Source organism: Paracoccus sp. P2 (assembly GCF_046335115.1).
Taxonomy (GTDB): Bacteria; Pseudomonadota; Alphaproteobacteria; order Rhodobacterales; family Rhodobacteraceae; genus Paracoccus; species Paracoccus pantotrophus.
Genome location: NZ_JBGOSN010000191.1, coordinates 1 through 563 on the forward strand (window position 1 = coordinate 1; position 563 = coordinate 563).

General features: G+C 62.5%; 1 pseudogene. It reads left to right on the forward strand.

Annotation, left to right across the window (positions count from 1 at the left end):
• Positions 1 to 335: pseudogene (locus ACDP63_RS25150) on the forward strand (hypothetical protein); the annotation flags it as partial.
• Between the last annotated feature and the right edge of the window lie 228 nt (positions 336 to 563).

Below are 563 nucleotides of genomic sequence, written 5' to 3' on the forward strand. Positions count from 1 at the left end.
GCGGCGGGCTGACGACGCAACCCCATGCGGCCGCGGACGCGTTCGGCCGGCCGATCCGGGTCACGATCACGCCCGGCCACTGGGCCGACAGCCCGCAGGCGAAAGGGCTGATCTGCGGCCTCACCGGCATCGGCCATGTCATCGCAGATATCGGATGCGACACCGATGCCCTGTGCCGGTTCATCGCCGAGGAGATGCGGGCCACCGCCCAGATCAAGCCCAACCACAGCCGGACCAACGCTTCCGACGCATCGCCCTTGGAAGCGAGAAGATCGTCGGATCCTTCAAAGCCTTCACAGACCGCGCATGCGCCATGGCCTGGATCAATCAAATGAAGACGTCGTCTAGAGCAAATTTGACGAACACCGGGTCGCTTTGAGGATTCACGCGATGAACAATGTCTGTTTCACTGCTCCTGTGATTTGCCAGGAGGAGATGATGACGAGGAGCCTGAGACGATGAGCCTGAGCGGAGACCTTCGCGGTCGGGTAATTGCAGCGATCGAAGATGGGGTTTCGACGCGGGAGGCGGCACGAGGCTTCCGCATCGGCATCTCGACGGCC